The organism is Massilia cellulosiltytica (assembly GCF_047325105.1).
Classification (GTDB): Bacteria; Pseudomonadota; Gammaproteobacteria; order Burkholderiales; family Burkholderiaceae_D; genus Telluria; species Telluria orientalis.
This window is the reverse complement of record NZ_CP168562.1, coordinates 5,591,571-5,611,667: the sequence shown is the minus strand read 5'-3', so window position 1 is coordinate 5,611,667 and position 20,097 is coordinate 5,591,571. Positions and strand designations below refer to the sequence as shown.

Genomic DNA, 20,097 nt, shown 5'->3' with positions numbered 1-20,097 from the left:
GAGCACCGTCGCGGTGCGTATTTGCGCCAAAATGGGGAGGTGTGGTCGATCCGGCAATCGTAGTATGCTGTCAAGCAATAACCCCATGAAGGAGACCCATGAATCGCACGATGAACGCCGCCATCCTCGCGGCTTTGCTGTCGGCCGGCGCACCTATCCTGTCCGCCGACGCCGCAACGACCCAGACGTCCCCCGCCGCCGGATCGCCGGCCGCTTCGTCCGCCGAACGCCAGGTCGACCGCATCGCTGCCCGCTTCTACGATGCGCGCGCCCGCTTCGACCCGATGCTGTACGCGACCGCGAACGGCGACAGCCGCTACGACGACCAGATCGGCATGGCGATCGACCCGAAGGTCCGCGCCCGCTACTTCGCGCAGAACCACAGGCTGCTGGACGACCTGCAGAAGATCGACAAGACGCACCTGTCGGAGAAGGCGCGCCTGAACTACGACATTCTCGCTTTCGAGATCCGCGCCCAGCTCGACCTCGCGCGCTTTCCCGAGCACCTGCTGCCGCTGAACCATTTCGACAACATCCCGAGCAACCTGGCGAACTACGCGAGCGGCACGGGCTCGCAGCCGCTGGCGACGCCGGCCCAGTACCGCGCGTACCTGTCGCGCCTGGAGCAGCTGCCGGCATGGATCGACCAGGCCATCGCCAACATGAAGGAAGGCGTCAAGAAGGGCGTCGTGCAGCCGAAGGCGATCACGGCCAAGATGCTGCCGCAGTTCCGCCAGCTGGCCGCGACCGATCCGGAAGCGAGCATCTTCTACACGCCCATCAAGAACCTGCCGGCCGGGTTCTCCGACGCGGATAGAAAATCGCTCACGGCCGGCTACCGCCAGGCCGCACAAAGGATCGACGCCGCGCTCGCGCGCCTGAACACCTACCTCGAGAAGGACTACCTGCCCGCGGGCCGCACGACGGCCGGCTATGGCGCGCTGCCGGACGGCGCGGCGTGGTACCAGGCGCGCATCCGCAACAACACGAACCTCGACCTGACGCCGGCGGAGATCCACGCGCTGGGCGAAAAGGAAGTGGCGCGCATCCAGCAGCAGATGGCGACCCTGGCGCCGAAGCTGGGCTACGACGGCCCCTTGAAGACCTTCCCGCAATGGGTCGCCGCACAGCCGCGCTTCAAGCCGTTCAAGACCGACCAGGAGGTGCTGGAGCGCTACCGCGCCATCTATGCCGCTGTCGAAGCGAAGCTGCCGCAGTATTTCAGCCTGCTGCCGAAGGCGAAGCTGGACATCCAGCTGGAGCCGGAGCTGACGCGCGCCACGGCGTCCGACCATTACACGCCCGTCGCCGCCGACGGTTCGCATCCGGGCGTGTTCTGGGCCGTCGTCAACGACCCGAAGGAGTACAGCACGGTCGGCATGACGAGTTTGTTGCTGCACGAAGGCGTGCCGGGCCACCACCTGCACGCGGCGCTGCTGAAGGAGCTGCCGCTGCCGGACTTCCGCAAGTTCTTCACCGAGCACCCGAGCGCCGCCGCCTACACGGAAGGCTGGGCGCTGTACTGCGAGACGCTGGGACGCGACTTCGGCCTGTACGACGATCCGGCCGCGTACTACGGCCACCTGAACGACGAACTGCTGCGCGCCGTGCGCCTCGTCGTCGACACGGGCATGCACGCGCAGGGCTGGTCGCGCGAGCAGGCGGTCAAGTACATGATGGACAACCTGGGCTACAACGAGGCGCGCGCGTCGAACCAGATCGAGCGCTACATGGTGTGGCCGGGCCAGGCGCTGGCGTACAAGGTGGGCGCGCTGAAGATCCTCGACCTGCGTGCGCGGGCGCAGCGTGAGCTCGGACCGAAGTTCACGTTCCCGAAGTTCCACGCGGTGGTGCTGGGGGATGGGACGTTGCCGTTGCCGATCCTGCAGGCGCAGGTGGAGAAGTGGATTCAGTCGGAAAAGTAAAACCGTCGTTCCCGCGCACGCGGGAATCCATGCTGAGTTACAGGATTCGGTATGTCGGACGTACTATAGTGTAACCCGATACCCGACTTCGAAACCTCGGTATGGGTTCCCGCTTCCGCGGGAACGACGGAGGATTACGGTTCGTGCACAGTGTGCGCAACCGTACATATTCCCGCCCCACATGGGTGCATGATGGGTTTCATGAAACCCGATGAACCCACTATCGCGCCCCCGTCGCCGGAAGCCTCGACCTGGCTGTCGAAGCTGGGCCCGGGCCTGATCACCGGCGCGGCCGACGACGACCCGAGCGGCATCGCCACGTATTCGCAGGCCGGCGCCCAGTTCGGGTTCAACCTGCTGTGGACCCTGCTGCTGACGTATCCGCTGATGGCCGCCATCCAGGTCATCAGCGCCAACATCGGCCGCGTGACGGGGCGTGGCCTCGCCACCAATCTGCAGCGCTATGCGCCGCGCCAGGTGGTGTGGGGCGTGGTCGGCCTGCTGCTCGTCGCGAACGTCATCAACATCGCGGCCGACGTGGCGGCAATGGGCGAGGCGATGTCGCTCGTCGTGCCCGGCCGGCCGCTGTGGTATGCCGTCGGCTTCGGCGTGCTGTCCGTGCTGCTGCAGGTGTTCATCCCTTACCAGCGTTACGTGAACCTGCTCAAGTGGCTCACGCTCGTGCTGCTCGCGTACGTGGCCACCGTGTTCGTCGTCCGCGTGCCGTGGGGCGTCGTGCTGAAGACCACCGTATGGCCGCATATCGCGTGGAACAAGGACTACCTCACGACGATCGTCGCCGTCTTCGGCACGACGATCAGTCCCTACCTGTTCTTCTGGCAGGCGTCGCAGGAAGTGGAAGAGCTGCGCGCGGACGATGCGGCCCAGCCGCTGCGGCAGGCCCCCGAGCAGGTGGAGCGCCAGTTCAGCCGCATCCGCTTCGATACGCTCGTGGGCATGGGCGTGTCGAACAGCGTCGCGTTCTTCATCATGCTCACCACCGCCGCCACCCTGCACGCGCAGGGCGTGCACGACATCCAGTCGTCGGCGCAGGCCGCATCGGCTTTAAAACCCGTCGCGGGCGAACTCGCATTCGTCCTGTTCGCGCTCGGCATCGTGGGCACGGGCCTGCTCGCGATCCCCGTGCTGGCCGGTTCCGCCGCGTATGCGATGGCGGGCACGTTCCACTGGAAGAGCAGCCTGGGCGCGGAGTTTTCGGCCGCGCGCAAGTTCTACGGCATCATCATCGTCGCCACGCTGGCGGGCGTCGGCATCAACTTCATGCCGATCGATCCGATCAAGGCGCTGTACTGGAGCGCGGTGCTGAACGGCGTCATCGCCGTGCCCGTGATGGCGATCATGATGCTGGTGGCGTCGAGCCCGCGCATCATGGGCAACCTGACGATCGCGCCGCGCCTGCGCGCCATGGGCTGGCTGTGCACAGGCGTGATGGCGGCGGCGACGATCGCGATGTTCGCGTCCTTCGTCTGACATTTACTGCATGTCGATCCGGCCGTAGATGCCGTGTGCCTCGTCATTCGGACCTGCTGTGTAGAACAGCGTGTTCGTGGGCTGGTTCTGCACGCCGTTGCCGAACGCGATGCCCCACAGGCCGTCGATGACGATGGGCGTGCGGTCGGCCTTCGACAGGGTGCCGATGAACGCGCCCGTGGACGGGTTGTAGGCGTTGATCTTGCCGTCGCCGAAGTTCGCGACGAGCACCGCGTTGCTGAAATCCCCGAAGTTGGCGGGCGCCAGCGCCATACCCCACGGCGCATTCAGCGCGCCGCCCGCCGCCAGCCGGTGCAGGAAGACGCCGCCCATGTCGTACACGTCGACGACGCCCAGCCCCGCGCCCTTGACCTCGTCGTTGCCGGCCGTCTCGCGCTGCGCATAGGCCACGTAGATGCGGTCGCCGATGGCCTGGATGCCGAACGGCCCGTAGCCGGCCGGCAGGTTCGGATCGGTGAAGCCGCCGGGCAGCGTGGCTTTCTGGAAGCCGGCGTTGTAGACGTCGATGCGGTTGTTGCGGAAGTCGGCCGCGTACAGGTAGTTCGCGCCCGAAAATGCGCCGATGGCCAGGCCTTTATAAACTGCGCTGCCGCCCGTGTCGACGGCCGTCACGGCGTTCGTGCGATTGACCGCCGGCGACCAGCCCGACACGGTGCCCGTCTCGCCCACGAAGATGAAGGGGCTGGCACCCGTCACGCCGTTCTGCGTGACCTTGAAGTCCTGGCTGCCGTTGTAGACGATGCCGGTGACGCCGGCGGGAACCGTGACGACGAGCGTCTGCGGCACGCCGTTGCCGTCGTACAGCGTGGACGTTGCCGTGCCGTTGTTGGCGACCCAGACGAAGGCCGTCGGGTTGAACGCGAGGCCCCACGCGTTGACGAGATGGGTGTCGGTGTGGGCCGCGCCGCTGGACTGGTCGGTGACGAGGGCCGTCGTGGTGAAGGCGCTCGTGATGGCCGGCGGCATGGTGACGGGCGGCGTCATCGGATGGTCGTCGCCACCGCCGCCGCAGGCAGCGACGGCGGCGCCGAGGACGATGCCGCACAGGAGGCGCGCGGCCGGATTCGATTGCAGGTTCATGATTGCACCTCAGGGGAAGGGGACGACGTTAATGCCCTCGTCCACGCGCAAGGTTCAATCGGATCGCAGGTTGATTAAAAGCGCAGGCTGGCGCCGGCGAACAGGGCGCGGGCGCGCGGGAGGCCGCTGCCGTGCACGAGGGTCTGCACGCCGGCCTGCAGGCGCCAGTCGCCCGTGTCGTACGCGAGCGTGGCGCGCAGGTCCGCGCGGTCGCGGTCGCTCCAGTGGTAATCGCTATCGAGCGGATGCAGCAGCCCGGCATGCAGCGCCAGCGCCACGCGCTCGCCCAGCGGGATGCCGCCGTTCAGGTCGAGGTACACCGTGCGGCCCCCGCCGTAATACGCGGGCGAATACGAGATTCTCGCGTTGACGCGGTCATACGTCAGGCCGGCGTAGAACTCGTGGTAGTCGACTTCGTGGTTGCGCAAATAGATCGTGCGCGTGACGCCGGCATCCCACGACAGCCGCGTGGTCAGCGGCAGCGCCCGCCCGCCGTAGACGATCAGCAGGCCCTGGCCGCGGCCGTACAGGTCGATGGGCGACGCGAAGGTGCCGGCGTACCAGCCGCCGTCGAAGTCGTGGTCCACGCGCAGCTGCACGGCGGGATTGCGGCCCTGCGAGACGCCGCGCACCGTGTATTCGGATACGACGGAGAGGTCGGCGCTGGTCTGGGCCAAAGCACCGGGCGCCGCGCAGAGGGCGGCGGTGAAGAATGCGAACGCGCCCGCGACGGGTTTCAGTGCGGCGGGCGCGGGGAGGGAAGGCTGGCGGTCGTGGTCGTCGATGGGCATAGGCAGAAACAGGCTCCGGCGGCGCGCGCAACGGCCGCGCAGGCGTCTATGCTACCAGCTTGTCCGGCGCCGGAGGCCAGCGCGGCGGGCACGATGCGTGCGCCGCCGTCGAGGTCGGCCCGCAGCCTGGCCGGCGTTGTTCCGGGACGCAGTTCCAGCACGAGCGCGGCGAGCCCCGCCACGTGGGCCGACGCGTACGACGAGCCGGACACCAGCCCGAAGCGCGCGCCCGGCAGCGACGTGGGCACGTCCGTCCCCGGCGCGCGCAGCGACCCGGGCGGCGGCGCGCGCTGCGTGTCGGACGCCACCGCGATCACGCCCGGATGCGACGCGGGAAAGCCGCCGTCGGGCTGCGCCGGATCGGCCGCGCCGACGAGCGTCACGCCGCGCGCGAGGGCCGCATCGAGCAGGGTTTCCAGCAGCCGGTCGCGCGGACCGCCGAGGCTCATGTTGATGACGCGCGCATCGCTCATCAACGCAAAATTGATCGCCTTGCCCAGCGTGAAGCTGTTGCAGCGGGCGGGCGGCCCGGCCGTCTCCCAGCACGCGCGCAGCGCAAGCAGTTTGGCGCCGGGCGCGATGCCCGCGATGCCCAGGCCATTGCCTTCGCGCGCCGCGATGATGCCGGCGACGGCCGTGCCGTGCGCTTCCGCACCGTCCGGATACGCGTCGACGAAGTTGCGGCGCAGTTTGATCTGGCCGTCGAGGTCGGGGTGGTTCGCATCGACGCCGCTGTCGATGACGGCCACCGTCACGCCGCGTCCCGTGCTGGCGCGGTGCAGCGCGGGCAGCTGCCATGCGTGCGTGGCCGGCTGCACGGGCAGCAGCGGGTCGCCTTCGGCCAGGCCGTGGTAGTCCTGGATCGCCTGCGCCCATGCGACGCGCGAGTCGTGCGCGAGCGTGTCGAGCAGGCGGTCGACGGGGCCCGTGCCCGTGTCCTCCATCAGGAAGCAGTCGATGCCGATGGCGGGCATCGGCCAGTCGTCGACGACGCGCAGGCCGTAGGTGGCGGCGAGGTCGCGCGCGACGCGGCGGCGCGCGGCGCGGGTGCCGTCCTCCGTGTAGCCGCCGCCGTAGGCGCCGTCGGGCCGGAAGTGCGGCGAGGGCATGCGCAGCATCACGAGCACCTGGCGCGTGGCCGGTGCCGGCGTCGAGACCGGGTGCGCGGCCGCCTGCGTAGCCGCGCTCGCGCGCGGCACCACGCAGGCGAACGCCATCAAGACCGCGACCAGGGCGAGGAGGGCGGCTTTCACGGCTGCTTGTCCACGACGAGCGGTTCGGCCAGCGTCACCGCCGGCTCGGCGCGCAGCCGGGCCAGCACCGGGTCGAGCCGGCCGTCCGCGCCGACGAGCCACGCATCCGTGACGGTCGGCCCGCCGACGATGCGCGCACCGCTGGCGCGCACGATGCGGCGCAGTTCCGCCTCCGGCGTGTCGGGCCGGAAGGTCACGACGACTCGCGCCATGCCGTTCGCGCCGGCGGCGCCGAGGACGCGGTAGCTGGCCGGCGAATCCGGCTGCCCGGAAGGGCGCGCCAGCAGCGCGGCCAGCACCGCGATCGCGCCGAACTGAAAGGCGACGGCGGCGCGCAGCCACGTGCGGTCGTTGGCGGCGGCGCGGTCGCGCCAGCGTTGCAGCAGGCCTGTCCTTGCCTGCACCGGCGGGGCATCCAGCTGGGGCATCAGCCGGGCCAGCGCGCGGTCCGGATCGAAGTCGAGGTCCGGACCCGGCCCGGCCGCATGCACCGTGCACAGCAGCGCAAGGTCGGCGCGGCAGTGGGCGCAGGTTGCAATATGCGCCTGGACGCGTTCCAGTTCGGCGCCGGCCAGGGTGCCGTTGGCGAGCCAGGGCAGGGCCTCCTGCGCGTCGAGGTGGTCGGTGTGTGTGTTCATGGCCGGACCTCCAGCTGGTCTTCCAGCAGCGTTGCCAGGCGGCGGCGCGCGTGGAACAGGCGCGTCTTGACGGTGTTGACGGGACATTCCATGATTTCTGCGATTTCTGCGTAACCCATGTCGTGATAGAAGGTCAGCTGGAAGGCGGCCCGCTGCGCCAGCGGCAACGTGGCGACGGCGGCGTCGACGGCGTGCGCGAGGCGCTGCTGTTCGAAGCGCCAGTCGGGCCGGCCCGCCTCGTCCGCCGCGCACTCGTCGGCCGGGGCATCCAGCGGTTCGTCGAGCGCGTGCAGGGCCTTGCAGGCCTTGCGGTAGGCGATCGCGAACACCCAGGTCGACACCTTGCAGCTGCCGTCGAACGTGGCGGCCTTCTGCCAGACGACGAGCAGGGTGTCGTTGATGATTTCCTCGATCAGCGGCACGCTGCGCGTCATCCGTTGCAGGAAGCGCGCCAGGCGCGGAAAGTACGCGCGGTACAGCGTCTCGAAGGCGCGCCGGTCCCCGGCCGCGACCCGACCCACCAGGCTGGCCTCGTTCTCGGCCGCTCCTTCATACTTTCCGTCCACGCATGCGCTCTCTGCTGTTTTGCGGTGAATACCCGCCGGCCGCGCCAAGGTTCATGCGTTCCGCAAATATTTTTTGCCGCACGTGATTTTTACACGGATCGGCGTTGCCGGGACGCGCCGGGCATGTCACGATGTCGCCATGCTAATTCAATTTTGCCCCATGAAACGACTTGCCATCCCCTTCCTCGCCGCCGCCCTGGTCTTTTCCGGCGCGGCCCACGCCCAGTCGAAGCAGGAGCCCCGTCCGCTCGGCTACAAGAAAGTCGCCGATGCGCTGGCCGCACTGCAAAAGAATCCGGACGCGAAGGTCTCCCATCCGGGCGGCTGGACCACGTACGCCATCCAGAAACCGGAGGTGGCAGTGTGGTCGTTCGTGCCGCAAGGACATGAAGCCTACCCGGCCGTCGTGCGGCGCCTGGTCCGCAAGACGGACGAGGGCACGTTCGTCGAGATGAAAGTGCTGTGCGAAGCGAAGCAGGACGCGTGCCGCCGGCTGGCCGTCCACTTCCAGCAGATGACGGCGCAGATGCAGCAGAAACTGCAGGAGATGCAGGCGCAGAAAGGCCAGGAAGCCAAGCAGTAGGGGGGCATCTGGGGCCGGGGGCCCCAAATGCGTGCCCACGCGTGCCTACCGGTTGACCACCACCTTGGCCGCGGCCGTCACCTGGTCGCGCAGCCACTTGTGCTCCGGCGACTGGTGCACGCGCTGGTGCCACAGTTGATAGAAACGCATCGGCGGGAACTTGATCGGCACCGTGAAGTTTTTCAGCGGCAGCGTCTTTTCGTAGAACCGGATGAACTGGCGGCCCGTCGTCAGCACGAGGTCCGTCTGCGTGAGCATGTACGGGATCAGGCCGAAATAGGGCGATTCCACGGCCACCTTGCGGTGCATGCCTTGCCGCTCGAGGAAGGCGTCGATCACGCCGTGGTAGCCGGGCAGCATCGCGGTCGGCGCGATGTGCGGCAGCGTGAGGTAGTCCTCGACCGTCATCGCGTCGGCCGCCGTGCGCTTGGCGTAGGCGCTGTCGGCGCGCATCGTGCAGATGATCGGGTCTTCGAACAGTTTCGAGATGTGCAGGTGCGACGGCGGCTCGTCCCAGTTGGCGATGACGAGGTCCATCTCGCCGTCCGACAGCATGCGCAGGTAGTCCGTGCCCGGCCCCAGGTGGTGGATGGTCACGCGGCTGTTCGGCGCGCCGCGCCGGATCGACGCGACGACGCCCGGCAGGAACTGCGTGTCGAGGTAGTCGGGCGCGGCGATGTGGAACGTGCGGTCGGCCTGTTCCGGCACGAACGGCGTCTTGCGGACAAAGAGGCTCTCCGTCTCGTCGAGGATGCGCTTGGCCGGCTTGAGCAGGCTTTCGCCGTGCTGCGTCGGCACCATGCCGCGCGCGCCGCGCACGAGCAGCGGGTCGCCCGTCAGCTCGCGCAGCTTGCGCAGCGACGCCGAGATCGACGGTTGCGGCTGGTTCAGCTTGAGGGCGACGCGCGAGACGTTCTTCTCGACGAGCAGCAGATAAAGGATGCGGATCAGGTGCAGGTCGAGGTGCTGGGGCAGGCTGGACATGGGAAGGTTTTTTTATAGGATTGTTATATACGTAGTCTGATTTTAAATATACGATATTTTTCATGTTCCAGAAAATATATCGACGGCGGTGTCGCCTGCCGGTCACGCTGAGGAGTCTCGATGGAATACCTGGTCCCTTACGTTCTCGAATGGATGAACATGCTGGTGCGCTGGCTGCACGTCATCACCGGCATCGCCTGGATCGGCGCGTCGTTCTACTTTGTCTGGCTGGACAATTCGCTGCGTCCGCCGGCGGCCGGTTCCGATCTCGCGAAGAAGGGCGTGGCGGGCGAGCTGTGGGCCGTGCACGGCGGCGGTTTCTACAATCCGCAGAAATACCTCGTCGCGCCGGCCGAGCTGCCGGCGGAGCTGCACTGGTTCAAATGGGAAGCGTATTCGACGTGGTTGTCGGGCTTTGCGCTGCTCGTCATCGTGTACTGGCTGAATGCGCAGGCGATGATGGTCGACCGGTCAGTGGCCGATTTGTCGAGCTGGCAGGCGATCGGTCTCGGGCTCGGGAGCCTCGTCGCCGGCTGGGTCGCGTACGACCTGCTGTGCCGCTCGCCGCTCGGCAAGCACGATCTCGCGTTCGGCGTCGTGGTGTTCGCGCTGCTGGTCGGCGCGGCCTGGGTGCTCACGCACTTCCTCAGCGGCCGCGCGGCCTACATCCACGTGGGCGCGATGATCGGCACGATCATGGTCGCGAACGTGGCGATGGTGATCATTCCGGGGCAGCGCAAGATGGTCGAAGCGATGCGCGCGGGCTCGACGCCGGATCCCGTCCACGGTATCCGCGGCAAGCAGCGCAGCGTCCACAATAACTACTTCACGTTGCCGGTGCTGTTCATCATGATCAGCAACCACTTCGCGATGACCTACCGCCACCCGCACGCGTGGGCCGTGCTGGGCACCATCATGGCGGCCGGCGTCTTCATCCGCCACTTCTTCAACCTGCGCCACAAGGGCCGCGTGGAGTGGGTGTATCCGGCGATCGGCGTGGCGCTGCTGCTGGGGCTCGCCGTGGTGCTGGCGCCGCCGCGGCCGAACGTGTCGGCGGGGACGGTGCCGTTTGCGCGGGTGGAGACGATCCTGCGCGCGCGCTGCGTGTCATGCCACGCGGCGCATCCGACGCAGCCCGGGTTCGCGAGCGCGCCGGCCGGGGTGATGCTGGACGACGCGCATGGCATCGCGCAGAACGCGCCCCGCATCTATCAGCAGGCCGTGCAGCTCAAGGCGATGCCGCTCGCGAACATGACCAATATGACGGACGCGGAACGCGCCGAGTTGGGCGCGTGGTTCGAAGCCGGGGCGAAGACCGACTGATGAATCGTCATTCCCGCGCAAGCGGGAATCCATGCTGAGTGTCCGCAGTCAGCTCGGCATGGGTCCCCGCTTCCGCGGGGACGACAGGGGGTTACTTCAACGTCCGCTCGAACAGCTGGTAGATGCGCCGATACTCGTCATACCACGCCTCCGGCTGCACGAACGAATGCCGCTCCAGCGGGTACGGCGCCAGCTCCCAGTGATCCTTCTTCAATTCGATCAGCCGTTGGGCCATGCGTACGGAGTCCTGGAAGAACACGTTATCGTCGACCATGCCGTGCGCGATCAAGAGGTGGCCCTTCAGGTTCTGCGCGTACTCGATCGGCGACGACGTTTTATAGGCTTCCGGATCCAGGTCCGGCGTATTCAGGATGTTGGCCGTGTACTCGTGGTTGTACGTGGTCCAGTCGGACACGGGACGGAGCGCGGCGCCGGCCTTGAAGACGTCCGGTGCACGCAGCATGGCCATCAGGGTCATGAAGCCGCCGTAGCTGCCGCCGTAGACGCCCACGCGGGCCGCGTCACCCTGCTGGTTCGCGATCATCCAGTTCACGCCGTCCAGGTAATCGTCCAGTTCCGGATGCCCCATCTGGCGGTAGATCGCCGTGCGCCATTTGACGCCATATCCCTTCGACGCGCGGTAGTCCATGTCGAGGACGACGTAGCCGTTCTGCACGAGCAGGTTATGGAACATCTGCTCGCGGAAGTAGGGCGTGTAGCGCTGCGTGACGTTCTGCAGGTAGCCCGCGCCGTGCACGAACATCACCACCGGATATTTTTTGCCCGGCTCCAGCTGCGCGGGGCGGTACAGCTTGGCCCAGATCGGATCGGCGCCATGCGTCGACGGGATCGTCACGAACTGCGGCTGGATCCACTCGCGCGCCTTGAACTCGGGCGTGCGCGTGTCCGTCAGCCTGACGGCCTCGCCGCCGTGCGACGGCACCGTCGCGAGCTGCGCCGGCAGGTAAGGGCCGGAATAATGGACGAGCAGCTTGTTCTGGTCCGGCGACAGGCGGAAGTCCTGCACGCCCGCGAGGCTGCTGACTTCGCGCGTGGCGCCGTTCGCCGCGTCGACGGCGCAGACCTCGTACGTGTGCGGCGCCTTGCGGTTGCACAGCAGCCAGGCCGTGCGGCCGTCCGCCGACCATGCGACGTCGCCCGCTTCCCAACGCCCTTGCGTGAGCGCGCGCGTGCGGCCGCCCGCGTCGCGCACGTACAGGTGCGCGTAGCCGCTTTCTTCCGACAGGTACCACAGGGTCGAGCCGTCCGGCAGCCAGCCGAATTCATTGTTGTCGTAGTTGACCCACGCGTCGTCCGTCAGGCGGTGCACCGGCTGGAGCGACGCGCGCGGCAGGTCGACCGTGGCGATCCAGCGGTCCTTGTTGTCCACGGAGCGGAACATGACGGCCACGTTGGCGCCGTTCTGGCTCCACGTGATCGCTTCGCCGTCGAAGCCGATCATCACCGGACGGTTGCCCTTGAGCGGGTCGAGCTTGTGCTCCGCGCGCTGTTTGGCCAGCGGGTCGACCGCGATGCCGGGCAGGGCGTCCAGCGCCAGGTCCTTCACCTCGCGCGTCGCGAGGTTCACGAGTTTCAGGCCGTGGCCCGCGGGGTTGTTGCGGCCCACGCGCGTGCGCTCTTCCGAGAATTCCTCGTAGCCGCTTTCCGTCACGTATCGGGGCATCTTGCCGGCGCGGCCCTTGTCCGCGTTCTTCGCACCCGTGACGACGAGCAGCCAGCGGCCGTCCGGCGACAGCGCGCTGTTCAGGATCGCGACCTTGTCGCCCAGGTAGATCGGCGCGGGCGCGCGGGTCGGATCGGCGCGGCGCAGTTCCTCGGCCTGCGCGCGGGTGGCGTCGCGCTCGTCCTTCTGGCGCTTCAGGATCGTCGACAGGCGCAGCTGCATGTCGCGCAGCGCGTCGGCCTCGGTCACGTTCGGATCCTTGGCGGCGCGCGGCAGGGCGACGGGGCCGGTCACGCGGTCGTTGCGGTCCCACGCGAACCAGTCGTCGCCGATGCGGTACTGCACGCCGCGCTCGTCGGCCGTGTACTGGACGGCCTGGATCGCCACGCCGCTGCCGCGCGTGATCTGCACGAGGGCGCCCGACTTGAGGTCGCGCTCGAACAGGTCGCCGTTGCGCACGATGACGGCGCGGGTGCGGCCGCGGTTGTACAGCATTTCCGGGCTGTCCAGCTTCGCCTGCTCGGCGTCCGTCACCTGTACCGGCGTGCCGGCCTTCGCCGCGTTCACGCGGTAGGTGTCCCGTAGGGGCGACCCGGCGCGCTTCTGCTTGTAGATGACCTGCTTGCCGTCCCAGTTCCACCACGCCGCTTCCACGGGAGGTCCGATCCAGTCGGGGTTGGCCATGGCCTGGTCGAGGGTCACGGGTGTGGAGGCGGCAGCGGGTAGCGCCAGCAGTGCGGCAAGAACGGTAAGGACAGGAAGTCGCATCATCAGTCGGGTGGATAAATGAAGAACAAGAATGCTTTTCTTGGTCAGAAATTGCAAAAAAGCATTCTAGCGCAGCCGACTATGGTGCTGTGTGGATTCGCTGGCGGGAGTGGCGCGCGTGCGTAAGTACGTCGGCGACCTTAAGGAATATTGCGGCGCACAAAAGACAACGCCCGGCCAATGCCAGGCGTGTGGAGACGATGTGGTCAGTCAGCTATTACGCGGCTGCCTTCGGCTTCGCGTACTCGCCCATCCACAGTTCGGTCGGCTCTTGCGCCAGCCACAGTTCGGACGGTGCGGTCAGCGACGGGTTGCGCACGAACATCACGATACGGGTGACGACGGCGGCGGCTGCGATGGCGACGGTGAGGTATTCGAACGGGGTCATGATCTGTATCCTTGGCTTGATTAGTTGTTCGGCGTTTCGCGGACGGCTTCCGGCGCCAGCGCGGCTGCGCAGAACGGGCCCAGGATGATGATGCCAGCCTGCTGCTGCATCTTGCGGCGGGCGAGGGCGCCGCTGCCCGGCTGGGCGGCGTCCGGCACGATCAGGCCGCCGTGCGCTTCATACAGTTCGATCGCGAGGTTGCGGATCTTGCCCAGGGTGTCGGCAATGTGCTGGCGCAGAGTCTTGTTCTGTGCCTGGTTGATCGTTGCGGTGTTCATGGTCATCTCCGGTGAGAAATCTGTCGTGTTGCGATGCAGTATAGGGACAACCGCGTCATAAATGAACTTTTGATTTGTGATGCTCCCCATGCGTTTCGTGAATATTTTCTGTGCGACAACTAATGTTGATTCGCACTCCTGAAATACGGAACATGAATATCTGGTTGGCTGGCCCGGAACTTGCATATCCAAAGGGCATGAAACTGCCGTCCAAGGTCCAGCGCACCCTGCGCATCGTCGTCGTCAACACCGCGTCCAGCGATGCCGCGGACGAGGCCACGCTCGCCGCGCAGGCAAGACGCAACACGGCGCTGCGCATCGGCTTGCTGGAATCAGGCTACGACATCGTCGCTTCGCTCCCCGCCGACATCTTCCTGCCGGAGCGGATCGCCCAGATCCAGCCGGACATGATCATCATCGACAGCGAATCGGACGCGCGCGACGTCCTCGAACACATCGTGATCGCCACGCGCGACGAGCCGCGGCCCATCGTCCTGTTCACGGACGACCAGACGTCCTCCAGCATGGATGCCGCGATCGAGGCGGGCGTCACCGCGTACATCGTGGCCGGGCTGCAGGCCGAGCGCGTGAAGCCCGTGCTGGATGTGGCGATGAAGCGGTTCAACCGCGAACAGAAGCTGCTGGACGAGTTGTCCGACACGCGCCGCCAGCTCGCCGACCGCAAGCTGATCGAACGGGCCAAGGGCGTGCTCATGGCGCGCAACCGGCTGACGGAGGAAGAGGCCTACCAGCGGCTGCGCAGCATGGCGATGAACAAGAAGCTCAAGCTGGCCGAAGTCGCCCAGCGCATCCTCGACGTCGAGGATCTACTCGGCTAAAACAGCAAAGGAAACGATGGCTCACGCATTCATCGCCGGCTCGGACCGGCCGGAAAAGACCGTGATCAGGGCCGGCTTCATGCCCCTGACGGATTGCGCGTCCCTCGTGATGGCGTCCGTGCTCGGGCTGGACGACAAATACGGCATCAAGCTCGAACTCGCGCGCCAGCATTCGTGGTCGGGCATGCGCGACCGCCTGCTGCAGGGCGAGATCGACGCGGCGCATGTTCTATATGGTTTGCTTTACGGCGTGGAAAACGGCATCGGGAGTCCCCCCACGCGCATGGCCGTGCTGATGAACTTGTCGCGCAATGGCCAAGCGATTACCCTGTCGCGCGCACTGGCCAGCCAGGGCGTGACGGACCTCGGCACGCTGGCCGCCGCGATGCGCAAGGGCACGCGCCGCTACACGTTCGCGCACACGTTCCCGACCGGGAACCACGCGCTGTTCCTCTATTACTGGCTGGCGGCGGGCGGCATCGATCCGGTGCGCGATGCGCAGGTGGTGACCGTCCCGCCCAGCCAGATGGCCGTGAACCTGGCGGCCGGCCACATGGACGGCTTTTGCGCCGGCGAACCGTGGAGCGCCCGCGCCCAGCTGGACGGCAGCGGCTTCACCGTCGCGACGAGCCAGGACATCTGGCGCGACCATCCCGGCAAGGCGCTCGGCGCGACGGCCGCCTTCGTCGACGCGAACCCGCACGCGTGCCGCTCCCTGATCGCGGCCGTGCTGGAGGCGGGGCGCTGGCTCGATGAATCGCCGGCGCACCGCGACGTGGCGGCCGAGGTCCTGTCCAGCCCCGCCTACGTGAACGCGGACCGCCGCGCCATCGCCGCGCGCCTGCATGGCGACTATGACAACGGCCTGGGCAAGCGCTGGATCGATCCCGATCCGGTGCGCTTCCACGACGAGGGCGAGGCCAATTTCCCTTACCTGTCCGACGCGATGTGGTTCATGACCCAGCACCGGCGCTGGGGCCTGCTGCGCGACGACGTCGATTACGCGGCCGTGGCCGCGCGCGTGAACCGCGTGGGCCTGTACCGCGAGGCGGCCGTGCTGGCGGGCGTGCCGGCGTCGGCCAGCCTGATGCGCCGCTCCGTGCTCATGGACGGCAAGGTCTGGGACGGCCTCGAGCCCGACGCGTACATCTCATCCTTTCCCATCCGCCGCACGGCACTGGCCGGTGCGTAAAAGCCGGCTCGTCGTTCCCGCGGAGGCGGGAACCTAAGTTATTTGCAAGCCACTCGCGGCAAACGTAGTCGGTCTGCAAACAAATTGGGTTCCCGCCTCCGCGGGAACGACGTTCCATCAACTCCCGGATCGCGGTAATGCTTCATTTACGTGCGTCATAAGCGTGCATGGTGCACTGCAATGAAGCGTGCAGGGCCCGGTAAATACGATCTTCCCCCTGAAAACCATCTGGCACGGGTCTTGCAAATACGGAGGTAAAGGATCAACGGCGATCCCTGAGTAAAAAAGAGCCGGTCCAACGAAGGGCCGGCAACAGGACAACGGCGTCCGCTGCACCCGCATTCACGATTTCTGGAATCGTCTTCGCGGTCAGGCAGCGGGCGCCTTTTCGTTTTCAAGAAGGGAATAACAAATGGCCGGCAAAGCAAACAGTATCAAGCTATTTTCTTTTGATACGCCCCAGATGCGCGCGTTCCACCTGACCTGGGTGGCCTTCTTCGTCTGCTTCTTCGCCTGGTTTGCCTGCGCACCGCTGATGCCGGTGATCAAGGGCGAGTTCCACCTGTCGGTCAGCCAGATCGCCGACATCAACATCGCGGCCGTCGCCATCACCATCGTCGTGCGCCTGATCATCGGCCCGCTGTGCGACCGCTTCGGTCCGCGCAAGGCCTACACCGGCTTGCTGGCGCTGGGCGCGATCCCCGTGCTGGGCGTCGCCATGGCCCAGAGCTATGAAAGCTTCCTGCTGTTCCGCCTCGGCATCGGCGCCGTCGGCGCCAGCTTCGTGATCACCCAGTATCACACCTCCGTCATGTTCGGCCCGAAGGTCGTCGGCACCGCCAACGCGGCCTCGGCCGGCTGGGGCAACAGCGGCGGCGGCGTCGCGCAGGCCACGATGCCGCTGATCATGGGCGCCATGGTCATGCTGGGCGTGAACGAGACGATGGGCTGGCGTGCCGCCCTGGTCGTGCCGGGCGTGCTGATGCTCATCATGGCCGTCGTCTACTACAAGTTCACCCAGGATTGCCCGGAAGGTAACTTCACCGAACTGCGCGCCGCCGGCGTGCCGTTCGAAGCGGGCGGCAAGGGCGGCTGGGCGAGCTTCTTCGAAGCCTGCCGCAACTACCGCGCCTGGCTGCTGTTCATTACCTACGGCGCCTGCTTCGGCATCGAACTGTTCATCCACAACGTCGCCGCCACGTACTACGTCGACCACTTCGGCCTGTCGCTGAAACAGGCCGGCATGGCCGCCGGCAGCTTCGGCCTGCTGGCCCTGTTCGCCCGTGCCCTGGGCGGCTGGATCTCGGACAAGGTCGCGGCCCGCGGTGACCTGAATTCCCGCGTGAACCTGCTGTTCGTCCTGATGCTGGGCGAGGGCCTGGGCCTGCTGTGGTTCTCGCAGACCACGAGCGTCACGCTGGCCATCGTCGCCATGCTCGCCTTCGGCCTGTGCACCCACATGGCGTGCGGTTCGACCTACGCCCTGGTGCCGTTCGTGAGCCGCAAGGCGCTGGGCGGCGTGGCCGGCATCGTCGGCGCGGGCGGCAACGTCGGCGCGGTGCTGGCCGGCTTCCTGATGAAGGGCACGGGCGACGTGCGCCAGACCCTGATGATCCTCGGCGGCGCCGTCCTCGTCGCGGCGCTGTGCGCCATCGGCGTGCGCTTCACGCTGACCGTCCCCGAAACGCCGGCACCCGCCGCCGCCTGAACACGTTATTGCAGCATAGGAGTCGCAACATGAAACTGATCGTCATCGGCCACGGCATGGTAGGCCACAAATTCCTCGAAACCCTGTTCGCGGAAGCCAAGCAGGATGCCCATTTCCACGTCACCGTGCTGTGCGAGGAACCGCGCCCGGCCTACGACCGCGTGCACCTGTCCTCGTTCTTCTCCGGCACCACTGCCGACCAGCTGTCGCTCGTCGCACCGGGCTTCTTCGAACAGCACGCCGGCCAGGTCGACCTGAAGCTGAACGCGCAGGCCGTCGCCGTCGATCGCGACGCCAAGACCGTCACCTTGGCCGATGGCGCCGTGCTCTCGTATGACAAGCTGGTGTTCGCGACGGGTTCCTACCCGTTCGTGCCGCCGGTCCCGGGCAAGGAGCGCGACGACATCTTCGTCTACCGCACCATCGAAGACCTGGAAAAAATGACGGAATGCGGCGCCCGTTCGAAATCCGGCGTCGTCGTCGGCGGCGGCCTGCTGGGCCTCGAATGCGCCAAGGCGCTGCGCGACATGCACCTCGACACGCACGTCGTCGAATTCGCGCCGCGCCTGATGGCCGTGCAGGTCGACGACCTGGGCGGCCGCGTGCTGCGCAGGAAAATCGAAGAACTGGGCGTCAACGTCCACACGCAAAAGAACACGCTGCAGATCGTCGCCGGCGAGTCGGCCACGCACCGCATGGAATTCGCGGACGGCAGCTTCCTCGAAGCGGACATGATCGTGTTCTCGGCCGGCATCCGCCCGCGCGACGAACTGGCCAAGGCCGCCGGCCTGGTACTGGGCCCGCGCGGCGGCATCGCCATCGACGACGCCTGCCTCGCCTCCGACCCGCACATCTACGCCATCGGCGAATGCGCCTCGTGGGGCGGCCAGACGTTCGGCCTCGTCGCACCGGGCTATGAAATGGCCCGCATCGTCGCACGCGCGCTGATCGGCCAGGAAGCCGCCTTCGCCGGCGCCGACATGAGCACCAAGCTGAAACTGATGGGCGTGGACGTCGCATCGATCGGCGACGCCCACGGCAACACGCCGGGCTCGCGCAGCTTCCAGTTCACGGACGAGCGCAAGCAGGTCTACAAGAAAATCGTCGTCTCCGACTGCGGCAAGAAGCTGCTGGGCGCCGTGCTGATCGGCGACGCGGCCGAATACGGCAGCCTGCTGCAGATGATGCTGAACGATATGGAGCTGCCGGAGTCGCCGGAATTCCTGATCCTGCCGCAGCTCGAGGGCGGTGCGCGTCCGGCGCTGGGCGTCGACGCGCTGCCGGCAAGCGCGCAGGTCTGCTCGTGCAACGCCGTCACCAAGGGCACCATCGCCGACGCGGTGGCAGGCGGCGCATGCGACATCGGCGCGATCAAGTCGTGCACGAACGCCGGCACGTCGTGCGGCGGCTGCGTGCCGCTCGTCACGCAGATCATGAAGTCCGAGATGGCGAAGGCCGGCATGGCCGTCAACAACCACCTGTGCGAACACTTCCCGTACTCGCGCCAGGAACTGCACCACCTGATCCGCGTGGGCGGAATCAAGAGTTTTTCCGAACTGCTGCACAAGCACGGCACGGGCCTGGGCTGCGACATCTGCAAGCCGGTCGCCGCCAACATCCTCGCGTCGACGTGGAACGACTTCGTGCTGAAGCCGCAGCACGCGAGCCTGCAGGATTCGAACGACTACTTCCTCGGCAACATCCAGAAGGACGGCACGTATTCCGTCGTGCCGCGCATGCCGGGCGGCGAAGTGACCCCGGACGGCCTGATCGCCGTGGGCGCGGTCGCGAAGAAGTACGGCCTGTACACCAAGATCACGGGCGGCCAGCGCGTCGACCTGTTCGGCGCCCGCGTGGACCAGCTGCCGGCGATCTGGGAAGAGCTGATCGCGGCCGGTTTCGAATCGGGCCACGCCTACGGCAAGTCGCTGCGTACCGTGAAATCGTGCGTGGGCTCGACGTGGTGCCGCTACGGCGTGGGCGATTCCGTCGGCTTCGCCATCGCGCTGGAAAACCGCTACAAGGGCCTGCGCGCGCCGCACAAGATCAAGTTCGGCGTCTCCGGCTGCACCCGCGAATGCGCCGAGGCGCAGGGCAAGGACGTGGGCCTGATCGCCACCGAGAAGGGCTGGAACCTGTACGTGTGCGGCAACGGCGGCATGAAGCCTCGTCACGCGGAACTGATCGCGTCGGACCTGGATGAAGCGACCGTCGTGAAACTCGTCGACCGCTTCCTGATGTTCTACGTGCGCACCGCCGACCGCCTGCAGCGCACCAGCACGTGGCGCGAGAACCTGGAAGGTGGCCTGGATTACCTGAAGCAGGTCGTCGTCGACGACAAGCTGGGCATCGCCGCCGAACTGGAAGCCGACATGCAGCGCGTCGTCGACACCTACGCCGACGAGTGGAAGAACGCCGTCGAAGACCCGGCCGTGCGCCAGCGCTTCCGCAGCTTCGTCAACACCGAGGGCACGGACGACAACGTCGTGTTCATGGCGGAGCGCGGCCAGATCCGTCCGGCCACCATCGAAGAACGCCGCCGCACCATTCCGATCGCCGTCGCCTGATTTATTGAAACGAACAAG

At 67.0% G+C, this 20,097-nt stretch carries 17 protein-coding genes; 8 read left to right on the top strand and 9 right to left on the bottom strand.

Going from position 1 to position 20,097, the window contains the following annotated elements:
• Positions 1-98 precede the first annotated feature (98 nt).
• Both ACEN9H_RS24495 and ACEN9H_RS24490 read left to right on the top strand, forming a co-directional pair.
• A complete protein-coding gene (locus ACEN9H_RS24495; RefSeq protein ID WP_413672401.1) occupies positions 99-1,925 on the top strand; it encodes a DUF885 domain-containing protein in 1,827 nt (608 codons plus the stop codon).
• Between the two features lie 201 nt (positions 1,926-2,126).
• Entirely contained in the window at positions 2,127-3,416 is a 1,290-nt protein-coding gene (locus ACEN9H_RS24490) for an NRAMP family divalent metal transporter (protein ID WP_413672400.1), read from the top strand.
• Between the two features lie 3 nt (positions 3,417-3,419).
• Here ACEN9H_RS24490 and ACEN9H_RS24485 read toward each other — a convergent pair whose 3' ends face one another.
• The 5 genes from ACEN9H_RS24485 to ACEN9H_RS24465 all read right to left on the bottom strand — a co-directional run bounded on the left by ACEN9H_RS24485 (position 3,420) and on the right by ACEN9H_RS24465 (position 7,765).
• A complete protein-coding gene (locus ACEN9H_RS24485) occupies positions 3,420-4,517 on the bottom strand; it encodes a TIGR03118 family protein (protein ID WP_413672399.1) in 1,098 nt (365 codons plus the stop codon).
• A gap of 74 nt (positions 4,518-4,591) precedes the next feature.
• The gene (locus ACEN9H_RS24480) at positions 4,592-5,308 is read right to left on the bottom strand and encodes a TorF family putative porin (protein ID WP_056123074.1); all 717 of its coding nucleotides are present in this window, start codon (positions 5,306-5,308) and stop codon (positions 4,592-4,594) included.
• A complete protein-coding gene (locus tag ACEN9H_RS24475; protein WP_413672398.1) occupies positions 5,254-6,561 on the bottom strand; it encodes a S8 family peptidase in 1,308 nt (435 codons plus the stop codon). The genes ACEN9H_RS24480 and ACEN9H_RS24475 overlap by 55 nt, the downstream gene beginning before the upstream one ends.
• Entirely contained in the window at positions 6,558-7,199 is a 642-nt protein-coding gene (locus tag ACEN9H_RS24470; protein WP_413672397.1) for a zf-HC2 domain-containing protein, read from the bottom strand. Before ACEN9H_RS24470 ends, ACEN9H_RS24475 begins: the two co-directional genes overlap by 4 nt.
• A complete protein-coding gene (locus ACEN9H_RS24465) occupies positions 7,196-7,765 on the bottom strand; it encodes an RNA polymerase sigma factor (protein ID WP_413672396.1) in 570 nt (189 codons plus the stop codon). Before ACEN9H_RS24465 ends, ACEN9H_RS24470 begins: the two co-directional genes overlap by 4 nt.
• 160 nt (positions 7,766-7,925) lie before the next feature.
• On the opposite strand from ACEN9H_RS24465, the gene ACEN9H_RS24460 reads away from it, so the two are divergent.
• Entirely contained in the window at positions 7,926-8,348 is a 423-nt protein-coding gene (locus tag ACEN9H_RS24460; RefSeq protein WP_056123086.1) for a hypothetical protein, read from the top strand.
• Between the two features lie 45 nt (positions 8,349-8,393).
• Here the strand turns inward: ACEN9H_RS24460 and ACEN9H_RS24455 are convergent, their stop codons facing one another.
• A complete protein-coding gene (locus ACEN9H_RS24455) occupies positions 8,394-9,332 on the bottom strand; it encodes a LysR substrate-binding domain-containing protein (protein WP_056123089.1) in 939 nt (312 codons plus the stop codon).
• Positions 9,333-9,452: 120 nt separating this feature from the next.
• Here ACEN9H_RS24455 and ACEN9H_RS24450 point away from each other — a divergent pair, with 120 nt between their 5' ends.
• Positions 9,453-10,655 (top strand): urate hydroxylase PuuD, encoded by a 1,203-nt coding sequence (locus ACEN9H_RS24450; protein ID WP_413672395.1) that lies wholly within the window; start codon positions 9,453-9,455, stop codon positions 10,653-10,655.
• A 91-nt stretch (positions 10,656-10,746) separates the two neighbouring features.
• On the opposite strand, the gene ACEN9H_RS24445 is transcribed toward ACEN9H_RS24450, so the two are convergent.
• The 3 genes from ACEN9H_RS24445 to ACEN9H_RS24435 all read right to left on the bottom strand — a co-directional run bounded on the left by ACEN9H_RS24445 (position 10,747) and on the right by ACEN9H_RS24435 (position 13,773).
• Positions 10,747-13,107, bottom strand: a complete 2,361-nt coding sequence (locus tag ACEN9H_RS24445) for a prolyl oligopeptidase family serine peptidase (protein WP_413675631.1) — start codon at positions 13,105-13,107, stop codon at positions 10,747-10,749.
• 217 nt (positions 13,108-13,324) lie between these two features.
• A complete protein-coding gene (locus ACEN9H_RS24440) occupies positions 13,325-13,495 on the bottom strand; it encodes a hypothetical protein (protein ID WP_156403645.1) in 171 nt (56 codons plus the stop codon).
• A 20-nt stretch (positions 13,496-13,515) separates the two neighbouring features.
• Positions 13,516-13,773 (bottom strand): hypothetical protein, encoded by a 258-nt coding sequence (locus ACEN9H_RS24435; RefSeq protein WP_413672394.1) that lies wholly within the window; start codon positions 13,771-13,773, stop codon positions 13,516-13,518.
• A 197-nt stretch (positions 13,774-13,970) separates the two neighbouring features.
• Between ACEN9H_RS24435 and ACEN9H_RS24430 the strand changes: the two genes are divergently transcribed.
• The 4 genes from ACEN9H_RS24430 to nirB all read left to right on the top strand — a co-directional run bounded on the left by ACEN9H_RS24430 (position 13,971) and on the right by nirB (position 20,079).
• Positions 13,971-14,612, top strand: a complete 642-nt coding sequence (locus ACEN9H_RS24430) for an ANTAR domain-containing response regulator (protein ID WP_056123095.1) — start codon at positions 13,971-13,973, stop codon at positions 14,610-14,612.
• Positions 14,613-14,628: 16 nt separating this feature from the next.
• Positions 14,629-15,804, top strand: a complete 1,176-nt coding sequence (locus ACEN9H_RS24425) for a CmpA/NrtA family ABC transporter substrate-binding protein (protein ID WP_413672393.1) — start codon at positions 14,629-14,631, stop codon at positions 15,802-15,804.
• A gap of 412 nt (positions 15,805-16,216) precedes the next feature.
• Positions 16,217-17,512 carry an MFS transporter gene (locus ACEN9H_RS24420; protein WP_056123101.1) on the top strand — a complete coding sequence of 432 codons (1,296 nt, stop codon included), beginning with the start codon at positions 16,217-16,219 and terminating at the stop codon, positions 17,510-17,512.
• Positions 17,513-17,541: 29 nt separating this feature from the next.
• The gene (gene nirB, locus ACEN9H_RS24415) at positions 17,542-20,079 is read left to right on the top strand and encodes a nitrite reductase large subunit NirB (RefSeq protein WP_413672392.1); all 2,538 of its coding nucleotides are present in this window, start codon (positions 17,542-17,544) and stop codon (positions 20,077-20,079) included.
• The last annotated feature ends 18 nt before the right edge of the window (positions 20,080-20,097 follow it).

Excerpts from the sequence above, each read along its gene's own strand:
- ACEN9H_RS24495 (WP_413672401.1), top strand. The coding sequence starts at position 99 with ATGAATCGCACGATGAACGCCGCCATCCTCGCGGCTTTGCTGTCGGCC.
- ACEN9H_RS24490 (WP_413672400.1), top strand. The coding sequence starts at position 2,127 with ATGAAACCCGATGAACCCACTATCGCGCCCCCGTCGCCGGAAGCCTCG.
- ACEN9H_RS24485 (WP_413672399.1), bottom strand. The coding sequence starts at position 4,517 with ATGAACCTGCAATCGAATCCGGCCGCGCGCCTCCTGTGCGGCATCGTC.
- ACEN9H_RS24480 (WP_056123074.1), bottom strand. The coding sequence starts at position 5,308 with ATGCCCATCGACGACCACGACCGCCAGCCTTCCCTCCCCGCGCCCGCC.
- ACEN9H_RS24470 (WP_413672397.1), bottom strand. The coding sequence starts at position 7,199 with ATGAACACACACACCGACCACCTCGACGCGCAGGAGGCCCTGCCCTGG.
- ACEN9H_RS24460 (WP_056123086.1), top strand. The coding sequence starts at position 7,926 with ATGAAACGACTTGCCATCCCCTTCCTCGCCGCCGCCCTGGTCTTTTCC.
- ACEN9H_RS24455 (WP_056123089.1), bottom strand. The coding sequence starts at position 9,332 with ATGTCCAGCCTGCCCCAGCACCTCGACCTGCACCTGATCCGCATCCTT.
- ACEN9H_RS24450 (WP_413672395.1), top strand. The coding sequence starts at position 9,453 with ATGGAATACCTGGTCCCTTACGTTCTCGAATGGATGAACATGCTGGTG.
- ACEN9H_RS24445 (WP_413675631.1), bottom strand. The coding sequence starts at position 13,107 with ATGCGACTTCCTGTCCTTACCGTTCTTGCCGCACTGCTGGCGCTACCC.
- ACEN9H_RS24440 (WP_156403645.1), bottom strand. The coding sequence starts at position 13,495 with ATGACCCCGTTCGAATACCTCACCGTCGCCATCGCAGCCGCCGCCGTC.
- ACEN9H_RS24435 (WP_413672394.1), bottom strand. The coding sequence starts at position 13,773 with ATGAACACCGCAACGATCAACCAGGCACAGAACAAGACTCTGCGCCAG.
- ACEN9H_RS24430 (WP_056123095.1), top strand. The coding sequence starts at position 13,971 with ATGAAACTGCCGTCCAAGGTCCAGCGCACCCTGCGCATCGTCGTCGTC.
- ACEN9H_RS24425 (WP_413672393.1), top strand. The coding sequence starts at position 14,629 with ATGGCTCACGCATTCATCGCCGGCTCGGACCGGCCGGAAAAGACCGTG.
- ACEN9H_RS24420 (WP_056123101.1), top strand. The coding sequence starts at position 16,217 with ATGGCCGGCAAAGCAAACAGTATCAAGCTATTTTCTTTTGATACGCCC.
- nirB (WP_413672392.1), top strand. The coding sequence starts at position 17,542 with ATGAAACTGATCGTCATCGGCCACGGCATGGTAGGCCACAAATTCCTC.